General features: G+C 31.8%; 8 protein-coding genes. 6 read left to right on the top strand and 2 right to left on the bottom strand.

Going from position 1 to position 14,249, the window contains the following annotated elements:
* Positions 1–13 precede the first annotated feature (13 nt).
* From KSU54_RS07230 to KSU54_RS07240, 3 genes are all read left to right on the top strand, one after another.
* On the top strand, positions 14–1,345 hold the full coding sequence (locus KSU54_RS07230) for a PTS sugar transporter subunit IIC (RefSeq protein WP_008791103.1): 1,332 nt from the start codon (positions 14–16) through the stop codon (positions 1,343–1,345).
* 2 nt (positions 1,346–1,347) lie between these two features.
* The gene (locus KSU54_RS07235) at positions 1,348–2,853 is read left to right on the top strand and encodes a family 1 glycosylhydrolase (protein WP_117792079.1); all 1,506 of its coding nucleotides are present in this window, start codon (positions 1,348–1,350) and stop codon (positions 2,851–2,853) included.
* 329 nt (positions 2,854–3,182) lie between these two features.
* A complete protein-coding gene (locus KSU54_RS07240) occupies positions 3,183–6,653 on the top strand; it encodes a DUF4082 domain-containing protein (RefSeq protein ID WP_003537243.1) in 3,471 nt (1,156 codons plus the stop codon).
* Positions 6,654–6,702: 49 nt separating this feature from the next.
* Here KSU54_RS07240 and KSU54_RS07245 read toward each other — a convergent pair whose 3' ends face one another.
* The gene (locus tag KSU54_RS07245) at positions 6,703–7,848 is read right to left on the bottom strand and encodes an MFS transporter (RefSeq protein ID WP_009300738.1); all 1,146 of its coding nucleotides are present in this window, start codon (positions 7,846–7,848) and stop codon (positions 6,703–6,705) included.
* Positions 7,849–8,002: 154 nt separating this feature from the next.
* On the opposite strand from KSU54_RS07245, the gene KSU54_RS07250 reads away from it, so the two are divergent.
* Complete coding sequence (locus KSU54_RS07250; RefSeq protein WP_003537247.1) at positions 8,003–8,788, top strand: MurR/RpiR family transcriptional regulator; 786 nt, start codon at positions 8,003–8,005, stop codon at positions 8,786–8,788.
* A gap of 75 nt (positions 8,789–8,863) precedes the next feature.
* Positions 8,864–9,061: a hypothetical protein gene (locus tag KSU54_RS07255; protein WP_003537250.1), complete on the top strand. Its 198-nt coding sequence runs from the start codon at positions 8,864–8,866 to the stop codon at positions 9,059–9,061.
* 23 nt (positions 9,062–9,084) lie between these two features.
* On the opposite strand, the gene KSU54_RS07260 is transcribed toward KSU54_RS07255, so the two are convergent.
* Positions 9,085–9,798, bottom strand: coding sequence for a GntR family transcriptional regulator (locus KSU54_RS07260; protein WP_008791108.1), 714 nt, complete (start codon positions 9,796–9,798; stop codon positions 9,085–9,087).
* Between the two features lie 291 nt (positions 9,799–10,089).
* Between KSU54_RS07260 and KSU54_RS07265 the strand changes: the two genes are divergently transcribed.
* The gene (locus KSU54_RS07265) at positions 10,090–14,232 is read left to right on the top strand and encodes an InlB B-repeat-containing protein (protein WP_003537254.1); all 4,143 of its coding nucleotides are present in this window, start codon (positions 10,090–10,092) and stop codon (positions 14,230–14,232) included.
* The last annotated feature ends 17 nt before the right edge of the window (positions 14,233–14,249 follow it).

The raw sequence follows: 14,249 nt of genomic DNA on the forward strand, positions 1-14,249 counted from the left end.
GAGAGGAGATAAAATGAAGTTATCTGAAAAATTACAAAATGGTTTATTAGCATTCTCTGCTAAGATTGAAGCAAATAAATATCTTGGCTCAATCAAGGATGCCTTTACGATGTATGTACCTTTTATTATTATTGGTTCATTTGGAAGTATGTTAAATATTTTAGTTTCGGGGACTAGTGGTTTAGCACAATGGTTTCCATGGTTAATAAAGCTATCACCAGCTTTTACAGCAATGAATTTTGTTACTATTTCATGTATGGCATTACCTATTGCTTTTTTAATCGGTACTAAATTGGCACAAAGAGAAGGGTTGCCAACTTTAGAAAGTGGATTGATAGGGTTATTAGCATATTTAGCAGTATGTCCTAATGCCATTAGTACGGCTGTTGAGGGATTGAAAGATCCTATTATAATCAGTGGTTTGGGTTCAGGAGTTATTGGGGCCCAGGGCTTATTTGTTTCTATGCTCATATCAATCATGGCTATAGAATTATTAAAGGGATTATCAAAAATAGATGCCATTAAAATAAAGATGCCTGATTCAGTACCAACAGGAATAGCACGTTCATTCAATATTTTAATTCCAATTTTTATTATTATTGCATTGTTTGCTATTTGTGGATGTTTATTCGAATCGTTCACTGGTAATTACTTAAATGTATGGATTTATAACATTATTCAAATTCCATTACAAGCATTAGCAAATACAACGATTGGAATCGTGGTATTATCTCTTGTCAATCAACTATTTTGGTTTCTTGGAATTCATGGAGGAATGGTTATCGAAGGGATTAGAGGTCCATTATCAGCTGCTGGATTGGCAGATAATATTGCTGCGGTTTCAGCAGGACATGTTGCAACAAATATTTTAACAAGGGGATTTTGGACAAGTTTTGTTGTTGTAGGCGGTGGTGGAATCACACTGTCATTATTAATAGCTATATTATTATTTTCAAGACGTGAAGATCATAAAGCAATTGCTAAATTTTCAATTGTTCCAGGTATTTGTGGTATTAATGAACCGGTAGTTTTTGGCTTACCATTAGTATTAAATCCAATTTTTGCTATTCCATTTATTTGTAACTCTGCGATTGCTGCGTTAATTGCTATTTTTGCGACTAATATAGGCTTTTTGACATGTGGCATTGTGGATTGCCCTCCTGGGTTACCGATTTTTATTACAGGGTTTATAAGCTATGGATTACATGGAATTATTATCCAGGCAATCATTTTAGTTGTAACTTTCTTTGTCTGGGTTCCGTTTGTTTCAGTATCAAATAAACAGGCGGCAATTGAAGATGCAACAGAAAAATCTGAAAAAGATAAAAATATGAATGGAGAATGATTATGAAATTTCCTACAAATTTTTTATGGGGTGGCGCAACTGCTGCAAATCAATATGAGGGGGGATGGCAAGAAGGGGGAAGAGGTATTGCTGTTCACGATATGTTAACTGATGGAAATCAAGAAAATCCTAGAAGAATTTATTGTAAAGCTGATAATGGTAATATTACAAGTATTCAGGCTGGGGAATGTATTCCATTTGGATTTCACCCATTTATTAAGGAATCAGGATATTATCCAAGTCATAATGCTACAGATTTTTATCATTGTTATAAAGAAGATATTAAATTAATGGCAGAAATGGGGTTTAAAGTATATCGTTTATCTATTTCATGGACACGTATTTTTCCTCATGGTGATGACAAAGAACCGAATGAAGATGGTCTAAGATTTTATGATGCTGTTATTGATGAATTGAAAAAATATAACATCGAGCCTTTAGTGACAATTCTTCATTTTGATATGCCATTGAATTTGGCTGAAAAATATGGTGGATGGATAAATCGTAAATTAATAGAATTTTATTTGAATTTTGCTTCTACACTGTTTGAACGCTGGAAAACAAAAGTCAAATATTGGATTACAGTAAATGAGATTAATGTTTTAGGTGGATATTGGACATTAGGTCTTGCATCAAATAATAGGAAGACTAAAAGTAATTCTAATCAGGGGGAAACACCTGTTGAGGATGCTGGAATCAAGCTGCAGGCAATTCATCATTTATTAGTGGCAAGTGCTAAGGCAAATAAAATAGCTAGAAAAATAAATCCTAATTTTATGCTCGGGACAATGTGTGCTTTATCAGGAATATATCCTATGACTTGCAAACCAGAAGATGTATTTGGAGCATATGAATTTAGAAGAAAAGCGTTGATGTTTTCAGACATCACGATGAGAGGATATTATCCTAATTATGCTCAAAGTATTTTTGATGAATATAAGTTCACTTTAAAAAAAGAGCTGGGTGATGATGAGGTGCTAAAAGAAAATACATCTGACTATTTAGCTTTTTCGTATTATCGTACAACAGCATTTGATTGTGATGCAAGTAATACAACAACGACAGGAGGGCAGCAAGCATCACCCAATCCTTATTTACAAAAAACTGCGTGGGGATGGCCTATTGATCCCAAAGGTCTTAGGTTTGTTTTAAATGAATTATATGACCGTTATCAAAAACCACTATTCATTGTCGAAAATGGAATGGGTAATTATGATATTGTTGAAGAAGATGGAGCGATTCATGATGATTATCGTATTGAGTATTTGCGTAGTCATATTGTTGAATTCAAAAAGGCAGTAGAGATAGATCAAATTCCTTTACTCGGATACACGACCTGGGGGTGTATTGATATTGTATCGGCGGGTACAGGAGAAATGGCAAAAAGATATGGTTTTGTTTATGTGGATTTGGACGATAAAGGTAATGGTACTTTTAAAAGAAAGAAAAAAGATTCATTTTACTGGTATCAAAAAGTGATTGAATCAAATGGCGAAATTCTAGGCTAGATTATTTTATTTGTTTAAAATTATGTTATTTAAAGGGAATGGTTTCTAAAATCACTTCCTTTTTAGTGGGATAGTGAAACAATGTACCAGAATTATACTATTTAATGAAATATTGTACCAAAATTGTATAGACAGATTTAAAATGATAATAAATAATAGTATATTAAAGATATACTAGTGGGTTGTTACTTTAGGTAGGCAAGACCAAAAAAGTGTAATACTTTTTAGTCTTGTCTTTTTGATTAAAATACCTGTTCTAAAAGGAGGGAATAATAAAAGTAGACAATATACATTGAGTAAACAACACACAAATTAGAGAGGTGAGGAAGATGAAGAAACAGTTAAAAAAAATAATGACTATTGTCTTAACTGCTGGAATGGTAATTTCATTATTAGGAACACCATCTTTTGCAGTTGAACATGTAGGGACAAGCGATGCGGCTAAAGAAATGTATAAGAATACATATGCTAATTTAACGAATCGAATTACGAATCGGGGTTATGCACCGACTTCTTTGACAGGGGCTTATGAGGGAATGTTTATTCGTGATAGTTCGATTCAAGTAATGGCACAAAATGCTTATGGTGATTATCAAAAATCAAGGCAAGTATTAAATTTTTTGTTGAGCTATCAACAAGGACTAGGGGCAGATTATGCTCAGCATATCGTTCCTGATTATGAAGATGAAGAATTTGGGAACTCCTATCTATCCCAGGGAGAAACAGCACAGACACAAAATTTATATACCTCACAGACTTTTTCTGATCATGCGTTATTTGGGTTAAAAGGACCAAATAACGGTGGTGGAGTAGCATTTCAAACAGATAGTGATAAAGTAACATCAATTTCTATTTTCACTAATTCTACTGGAAATGATGTTTTAACTGGAAGTTTGCGAACAAATATTACAGATGCTTCAACAGAGTTGATAAGTAAAGAGATTACAGTTACTGCTAGTGGCTGGCAGACATTTACATTTGACCAGCCAATTACTGTAAAAAAAGGAGAAACTTATCATTTCTTTGTACAATCTAATAATGGTATTGCTATGTTCGGAAAGGCTGATGGGAAACCTGCGGATAATGCTATTATGGGTTATAATTATGATGTTCCGGTTTTAGGCGGCTTTGCAGAAAGCGCATATCCGGCATTTAAATTAAACGGAAATGATGATGAAAAAACAGATAATTCATTTATGTCAAATACAGATCATTCGATTGCTTTATTTTTAATTAATGCAACTACTAATAATTCTGCTTTTGCATTTGTGCCAAATAGTGATTCTATCTGTTCGTTTCGAGTTTATTTAACCGGAAGTGCTCCTGTTACTTTTAAGTTGACAACTGAACCTGGAAATGAGGCAAAAACAATAAAAACTATTTCACAAACAGTATCAAGTAATGGCTGGCAAACAGTTGATTTTGGAGAAAATATTCCTGTGACACCAGGACAAAAATATTATGTTCATATTACAACAACCAGCGGTCAAGTTATTGCTTGTGGTTCTTCAATGTTTGCGGGTTCTGTAGCATCTATGAACTGGGAAAATAATGTTTGGTCACAAACTGGTTATGTTATTGCAGCGGAAGTATTTTCAGAAGTTAATATTGCTCAATCACCATATGCTCAAAAAATTTCATTAAATGGTGATGCAATTCAAGCCGTTTCTTTTACTGCTGATGCTAACGTGGCAGGTGGTAATTTGATTGGTGAATTAAGAGAAAGTTTAAATAGTAAGGCTATTGCTTCAGGGGAGATAGCAATTGAAAAAGCTGGAGTACAAAATTATCAAATTGATTTTGGAAAAGAAGTTAAAGTCGCTGCCGATAAAGATTATTATTTTGTTTTATGGGCTGAAAATAATGATTATGTACAATGGAATTATAACCCTGCTCTTAAAGCAAGCGCCTATAGTTTAAATGGTGATAATTGGGATAGTCATGATTTTGATTTTGAGTTAGATATCCTACCATTATATTCGGGTGATTATCGAGTACCGCTTATGACAATTGGAGATAAAAATATTGGGATTCAGGAAATTCCATCTTTAGATCAATATGTAACGGCTGTAGATGTATTGTTAGGTAAAAATAATTTAGAAGAGGGAATTGCTATTGCAACTTTATATAAAGGATATGGTGCAGAAGCAATCAAAGTAGATGACGCTGCGATTGATATTTCTAAGCTATCTTCAAGTGGGCAAATGGTACATTTAGAATTTAGTTTATCGTTGGAACAAGTCGATAAAACGCAATCTTATTATTTAGAAATTAAAGCTCCACAAAATAGTGATAATACAATTACTTGGTATGGAAGTAAAAATGTGGATAATTTAGCAACATTATATAACGGGACTGCAGTAGCTGGAGAGGCAGGCTATGTTGCATATAAATCCAATCTTCATACTTTATCCAATCATGTTCAAATTGATGGGAATTATATGTTGATCCATGCATGGGCTCAATTTGTTAATGGATGTAAAAAGACGGTAGAAAATCAAGAGTTTATCAAAAAATCCTATCCAATTATTAAAAGATTTGCAAATTATTATATTGATCAAGGATACATAAGTGACGAATATAATTTAATGAGAAATGACAGTTTTGAGCATTCACGTGAGGGAAGATATTGGAAATCTTATGATTTAATTACAAATGTATTTGCATCACAAGCTTTGTATGAACTAAGTGCTTTAGCAAAAGAATTTGGCGATAGTGATTCAGCAATTAAATGGGCTGATACTTCCGCAACTTTAACAAAGGGAATCAATGAATATTTAACAACTGAAGTTGATGGAGTTAAAATTTATGCTGAATTATATGATATTGATAATAACATGAAGTTTATTAAAGGAATGTCATGGGTCAATTGGGCTCCAATGGCAGCTCAATGGTATGCAATGGATGAAAAAATCATGCAAAATACTTATGATATTTATGCAAAATACGATAGTCAAGATTATGATGATTATAAGATGTTAGATGTTGTCTATGATTTTGATACTCAACAAAGTGGAAATCATATTATTGGTAAAGGGTTAGCATGGGAAATTATGTTTAATCGCGTAAAAGACGATAATGAAAAGTTAGATTATTTAGCTAGTTTTATTTTAGATCATTCCACTCCTGGTGGTGTTTATCCCGAAACATATCAACCAAATGGAAATTTTTCAGATGTTGGAAACCAAGAGCATGCTTCTTGGCAGCATTATGCAATGAGCTGTGCTTATCCAGAATTAACAAAAACATATTCACTTCAAATATTAGAAGAATTAATCAATGAAATTCAGGTGTTAGATGCAAAGCTCTATACACTAGACTCTTATGCGAAACTCAGTCGAGCATTAGATGCAGCAATTAGTGGCTATAATGTTGAAAATATTACTAAAGAACAATGCGATGCATTGTACGAGGCACTTTTAGCAGCAAAAAATGAACTAACTTATTTAGATGCTGATTATCAGGCTGTTGATGCGGCTATTGTAGCTGCTGAAAAATTAAACAAGGATGATTATAAAGATTTTTCCAAAGTAGAAGCAGCAATAAATGCTGTAGTTCGTGGAAAAAATATTACACAGCAAGCTGAAGTTGATGCTATGGCAAAAGCAATTAATGATGCAATTGATACTCTTGAAAAGAAAGAGGGCAGTGTTACTCCAATTAACTCGATTAAGCCAGTTGACAAAAAGCCAGTAGTCCCAAATACGGGGGATGAGAATTTAATGAGTCTCTATATCTCTTTAATTGGGATCATGGCAGGTCTGTTTGTAATCATAAAGAAAAGAAAGAATATTTATTAAAAGAAGAATTCCTAGGAATTCTTCTTTTGCACCTGTTTAAAATTATATGTTACGATTTTATTTTTGCAGGTAAAAACTTAATAGTGATGAATCCGACAAAAACTAAAAACATGACAGCAATAAACAAAACAGAATAAATACTTTCATTAAAGAATAATTGACAAAGATAAACTAGAAATGAGGGAAGAAAGCCACCAATTCCAGCAGCTATTCCCATATATCCGCCCACAGCTGCATTACCCTTTTCTTTAGCGGTCTGCGCTGCAATCAAGAAGATGTATAAAATAATGGTGTTATAGGTAAAGCCGAAGATTCCCGAAGTAATATACATGCTGATGTAACTTTTCCCAAAAATGTAAATTGCTAAAGATAAAGCGCAAAGAAATAAGGAAATGGGGAGGAAATTATTCTTGAATTTATTATATATCTTATTAAATAATAGACCCGAACTGATTGAACAAATAGAATTAATGTTATTAGCATGGACTGTTATTACAGCTATGTCTGCAAATGATTTCGTAGCAAACAAAGTTGACAAATTAATACCAATCGATGACATCAGCATATTTAAGATTAGAAAGAAAATACTGATGGTGAGAAGTTTGATGTTTTTTTCTTTTTTGATAGTTGATTTGGATGGTGCTTTTAAAGGAATATCAGGAATATAAAAAGATAGAATAAGTGTTATTACTAAAGGTAAATAACCAAGAAACATAAAGTCAGTTGAAATCTTGCTTAAATAGCCAACTAATGTTTGGAAGAAGATTGCACCTAGACTGGAAATGATCGTTGTATAACCTAAATACTTGATTTGACGATTATCAGTGTAATATTCTAAAATGATGGATTTATTTAAAGAAATGGCAATTCCGATTCCAATACCAAAGAGCAGTCGTAAAAATAATCTTGAATAGAGCTCGTCAATAAAGAATGGACCAGTCCCACCAAATAAAAGAGCAGCGTTCATCGCAATCAATATAGTTCGATAAGAAACTTTTGTTCCAACAAACTTACTACAAAAATATGAGGTAGGGATAACAGCTATAGAGGGAATCGTGATGATTAAAGAGACAGTAGACATAGGATAAGCAGAATATTCTTGATATAACAAATTCATTCCTGGAATTATTGAGCCTCTAATCGATGAAACTAATGCCACAGATAATATTGATAACAAGATCAGTTTGTTTTTCATTATATGTTGATACCACCTTTTAATTAACATTAGCAAATATTAAATTATAAAGCAATAATTGTGTGAAAAAGTTGTAATATTAAGATAAAATTAAATATTTAAGGTTAATTTTGTTGTATTATAAAAATATAAAGATAATTTGGAGGAAAAAAAGATGAAGAATGATTGTTTTAGTTTTATTAAATTTTGTAATGAAAGAATCGCAAATAGTAATGATTATAATATTGCTAGAACGATTATTAATCACATTGAGGATATTAAAATATTATCATTAGAGAAGATTGCAGAAGAAGCTAATATTTCTCCTGCTTCAGTTAGTCGTTTCATCAATAAAGCTGGTTTTGAATCCTTTCAGGCTTTTAAATATGAATTTGAGTTGTTTACTAGGGATGTTAAAATGCGCCGAATTATTTCTCATACTCAAAGATTTATGCGGACGACGATTGAAAATATGAGTGAATCTTTATATGTTGATGGTCTTGCTAACTTAAGACAGACTAAATTAAATTTAGATATTGATAAGTTAAAAGAAATTGTTAAGTTACTCAAAACTTCAAAAAGTGTTACATTTATTGGTGATAGTCATGAACTGGCGGATTTTTATACGCTGCAGTTAGAGATGTTAGTCAACGATATTCCGGCATATTTGATTAATTTTTATGAGTTTGAAAAGATGTATCTAAACCAGTTAGATCATAATGATACTATTGTTTTTATTGGTGTATATAAGGAATGGTTTTCTGATGCTCAAAAAGAGATTTTAGATTATGCAAAGGAACGTAAAATAAAAATCATTGCCTTTGTTCAAGAAGAAGATTATTTAAAGGAGTATGCTGATTTATTATATGTTTATGGAATTCCTGACAGTTATAATGATGGTTATTATTCTTTGCCATATTTAAATCGATTGTTATGTGAAATGATTTATTTCAAATTATAAAACCTGCTTGGAACTAATCGATATCATTGTTCACAAGTTGATCAAGAAACTCATCATAACGCTTCATCACATCATATGTCTGCGGGTAAATATCAAATTATTGAAACGATTATGTCTTATACTTCACAATATTCTTTTGCTGAACTTAATAAGTTTAGTGTTCAAGAACTGTATAATATTTTAGCTATATTTAATCAAGAGGAGGTTCCTGAAGGGTGTCAGCCAGGGCATAATCAAGATAGTCATCATAGAAATCATAATCAGCCTAAATAAAAAATCATAAACTATAATACTGTTTATGATTTTTTACGAGTTGATTTATCATTGTTGAAAAAATTAGCATATTTATAATTATACCAGATTTTCGAGTAATTAAATTTTTTGCCGTTTGAAAGGAAAACGTTATCATCGATAATTAAACCAAAGGCACCAGGTTCTAGGTTTAAAAGCTCTTGATCTTCTTTTGATAGTGGTTTAGCAAAAATGTATTTTTCAGAAAAGCCGATCGTAAGTTTTAAATCATTAATAATAAAAGAAAAAATTGATGTTTTTGCAATGTCTTCATTAAGATAAGGAATGATGTCTTTGTTATAGTAAGTATATTCAACAGCAAAAGGGATATCATCAATATACATTAATCGTTTTATTGCATAAACTGGAGTACCAACTTTACATTCTAAATGTTCTGCTAGATCAGTATCACAGTCAATTAATTTAAAACTTAAAATATCACGTTCTAATTTTTCACCGGGATGTTCAGCTGAAAAACCGATTGTGTTATTTAATTTGATAGTTCCTTTATTTGGTTTTCGAATGTAAAAACCACTACCATGAATAGCAAATAACAATCCATCATTAACCAGCAAATTAATAGCATTGCTGATGGTGTTTTTACTAGCATCATATTCTTTCATCAGCTGCCCACCAGTAGGCAGTTTTTTTGTTTCTTCAAATTCACCATTTTCAATTCGTTTCTTTAAATCAATGGAAATTGTTTCGTACTTTCTCATAATATCTCCCATCCTTATTTATAAAAATATCATTTAATTATTATTTTGTAAAGTGTTTGGTAACAATTTTGCATATATAGGACAAAAAAGAAACCCCTTACATTTTGTATTGACACTGGTATTAAAACGTTGTATTCTAAAAGTAGATAACAATAAAATTGTTTGGTAACAATCGCAAAAGATGTAGAAAAGGAGTGTGAATATTGATAATAAATAAATGTGTTAGTAGTTTGGGGAAATAAAGGGGATAAACGAATGAAATAGTGTTTATTTTGGAAAGGAAACTTTATTATGAAAAAGAGAGGTAAGATTGTTTCGTTATTAGTTATAGTGGCGATGTTTTTTAGTTATATTGTACCAATCAAGGCTCAAGGAAATTGGCAACAGCATTTAGATCAAACTATCTTGAAAGTGGGTTATACAGAGGTTTATAAAGATAATAAACCGGTAGTACCAAATGCTAATCTGACAATTACGATAACTGGAACGGGATTGAGTGGTAAAGAATATAACACAGTACTGATTGATGAAGAAGCAAGAGAAGTAGAAGCAACAAAGCAAAATGGGGTAATCAATGGTGACACTACTCAATTAGTGCTGCAAGTACCAGGAACATTGTCAGGGGGTCAATATCAAGTAAGAACAACGATTGATAGTGAAAGTGTTACAAATGGTCTAATTTTATTAAATAATGTTAATTTAAGCAGTAAGATCAGTACCAACGTTACTGGATATTCAGGAGTAACAGGCGATTTAATTGATGGTATTCAGTGGGCAATGTATACGCCCGTTACAAATAAGCCAACTAGAGAAAATCCAGGAATTTTTACATTTGATTATGGAGAGGATTTAATAGATGTGTATTCTTTAGATCTATATTCAACATATGGAAATGACCAAGGCCCTAAAGTTGCAGAAATATTATATTGGGATGATAGTAGTCAAACTTGGGAAAATATTTTAAATAATGGCAGTCGTGAATTTGAATTTAGGTGGGATAAGAATATTGAATGTGAGCCATTTCGAATTCAATTTGATCAAGTTTATTCAACTAATAAAATCATGTTAAAAACATTAGATTCATATACTAGTTGGGAAAATACGAATGATATTGTTGAAGTACAGGTATGGGGTTATAAATCTGGAGAGTTACCATCTATTCAAATAAGTTCTTCACAAGGAAATTATGGTGTGAAAAATATTGTACCAATGGTAATAAAAAATAAGAATAAATCTACTACAATAAATTTAGAGTTAGTCGATTTTAAATCTCATCAATCACTAGCAAGACCAGTCAAATATCAAGTTGAGATGAAAAATGGTAAATTAAATTATGAATTTGTAATTCCTAAGACAGTACCAGTGGGTACATATAGTATTCATGTTACTTGTGAGGGATTAGATCTTTATAGTGATGAGTATCGTATTTCGTTAGATCAAGATATAAATATTGAAAACTGTTCTAAATATTTAGATATTTCTTTGGTTAATGATCAAGCCTATAAAATTACAAGTATAACTGATGGTGACATAAAAAGCGGTTGGAGTAATAATGGGAATACGTCTTTATTGTTTGAAGTTAAACCTGAAAATAATAAGTTTGCCAATATTGCATTAAAGAAAATGAGAATTTATACGAGTAATAAAAACATTGAAACTGTTACCTTAAAAGGTATTGCGAATACTAATTATTATCGTAATGTTAATGTCAATGAAAATGGGATGATCAATGATTTAGCTGGTGATTTTAAACCAGACTGGAAAAGTGATAAAAATGGGGATTATTTTGAAGTTGATCCCGGTTATTTATCTTTGGGAAATATATTTATTTTAGAATTACAAAGTAATGAAAATATTGTAATCAATGAAATTGAAACAGAAGGTGTATATTTAAAAGATAATCTTTTATCAAATGCCCGAGTTTATCATAATGGTGAAAATATTGATGCAGCTGGAATGGTTGATAATAATGTAAGTAGTTATTATAAAACTACATATTCTGATAGTGATGAGTATATCTTAGATTTTTCACCACGGACAATTACAACTAATGAACTTGTTTATACGGCACATTTTCCTAATTCACAAGGTATTGGTAATTTGACTGTGGAAATTTGGGATGGTAATAGTTGGAAAAATGTTGATACATTTGATTTTAAACATAAAACCGATAATCAAATTAGAGAATCACAGCAGCTTATTTTTAATGAACTTACAACTAGTAAAATTCGCTTGATCGTAAATAAAGCTAATCTAGTTTGGGATAATTCCTATTTATTTACAGATTTAAATGCAATTGGAACAATAAATAATAATGCTCAGTACTATGCTGAAAGTATTGATACCAATATAGTTGTAAATCAAGGTGAAAGCAAATTTCCAATTCCTCATTTAAAAGGCTATGAGGTATCGATCAATAGTTCTGATCATGAGGAAATCATTGATTTAAATGGTAATATTAATGCACCTTTGACAGATACAAAAGTTAAAATAACATTAAAGGTTAGTAGTGAAGATGGTCAGGATGTTGGTATCACAGATGAGTTTGAAGTTGTTGTACCAAGAAGAGTTTTGCCCGGCAATAAATTGATTTCAACTATTGTTGATAATGAAACGATTTATAATAATCCGTCAATGGGATGGGTTCAATATTATGAATTCCAAGATACCGATGTTGATAAATATTGGGCTGAAATGGATGAATTATATGCTCAAGGTTTAAAGACAAATATTTTATATATTCGTAATCCTTGGAGCTGGTATGAACCATCAGAAGGAAATTATGCATGGAATGATCCTGATAGCAGGTTGAGTAAATTAATTAGTGGAGCAAGAGCGCGAGGAATTCAATTAGCTTTTAGGGTATTGGTGGATTCAAGTGATGCTTTTCAGCAGGCAACACCAGAATATGTATTTAAAGCAGGAGCAAGCTGGTATAAAACTGATCGAACTGATGATACGGCACCAGAAATCGATGCTAAAGATCCATATATTAATGATCCTGTTTTCTTAGAAAAATTAGATAAGTTTATTAAAGCATTTGGTGCAGAGTTTAATAATGATTTAGATATTGCTTTTATTGATGGTATGGGCTTTGGTAACTGGGGTGAAGCACATCACGTTAAATTTAGTACTGAGTGGGATGATAATGTTTATGATGCGGTTGAAAAAGTGATTAAAATATATGATAAATATTTCCCGGATGTTTTATTGGGAGCTCAAGAAGGACAACCAGAAAATTATGGGACTCAAGAAAATGATGAGATCATTAATACTGACAAACCTTATACTGGAGCATTTGACAAAGAATATGATTTTGTTGTTCGCCGTGATACATTTGGCTGGATGACGGATGCAATTAGAAATCAAACATTAGAATGGTTTAATCAAGGAATACCAGTTTTTGCAGAAAATTGTTATCATTCATTTAAAGTACGAGAATACTGGTATAATAATGCTGGTTATCCGACTTTGGATGGTATTTTACGTCAGGTCGTAGCTGATGCTTTGGCATGTCGAGCAAATACTCTAGATGCTCGGGTTGTAATGGACTGTCAGAAATGGCTAGAGAATGATCAACAAAACGGTTCTGGTTTATTGAATAAATTTGGTTTGAATGGTGGCTATCGCCTCGCTTTGACTAGTTTAGAAGTTCCTGAGCTTTTCACGACTGGGGAAGAAATAACGATTAAACAAGCGTGGCGTAATTTAGGGCTAGGCATGTTGCCGAATAAAAATAAACATTGGGATAATAAATATCATGTTGCTTTCGCATTATTGGACCCAAAAACAAATCAGGTTATTTATCAATATAATGAAGATACTGATAAAGTAAACCCGGGTGATTGGCTTTTCGAAGATGGAAATAATCATTATGAGACTACATTTAAATTGCCAAATAGTATTAAATCAGGTGAATACAAACTAGCAACAGCAATTGTTAATGATAAAAATAATAATCTTCCGGAAATTGCTTTAGCCCTTAAAGATGCGGAAGTGACAGAGCAGGGCTGGTATGTTTTAGATAGTATTAATGTAAAAAATATAAATGATTCAGATACAACATTTGGTATTTTTATTGAAGATACTGTAAATGGTAAAGTTATAGCTGATAGGTCAACTGTTAACGCTGGTGAAAGCGTTACTTTAAAAGTTGTTCCTGACCAAGGCTATGAACTTGATCAATTACTAATCAATGAAAAGGCAGTTGAAATTAAGGATAACTCATATATGATTAAAAATGTTACGGCTGATATTCGTGTAAGGGCCTCATTTAAAAAAGCTGGTGAAGTAACCGTAAAACCTGATGAGTCTAAGGATAGTTCAGTAGTAGCAACGGGAGATGAGGTTCAATTATTTGGATATATAGGAATGTTTATCGGAGCATTAGTTTTATTAGCTGAGTTGAAAAGGAAATTTAAACATCAGAGCTAAAATATAAAAGCAGGTAA

This window comes from Erysipelatoclostridium sp. MSK.23.31, from assembly GCF_019125875.1.
GTDB lineage: Bacteria > Bacillota_I > Bacilli_A > Erysipelotrichales > Coprobacillaceae > Thomasclavelia > Thomasclavelia ramosa.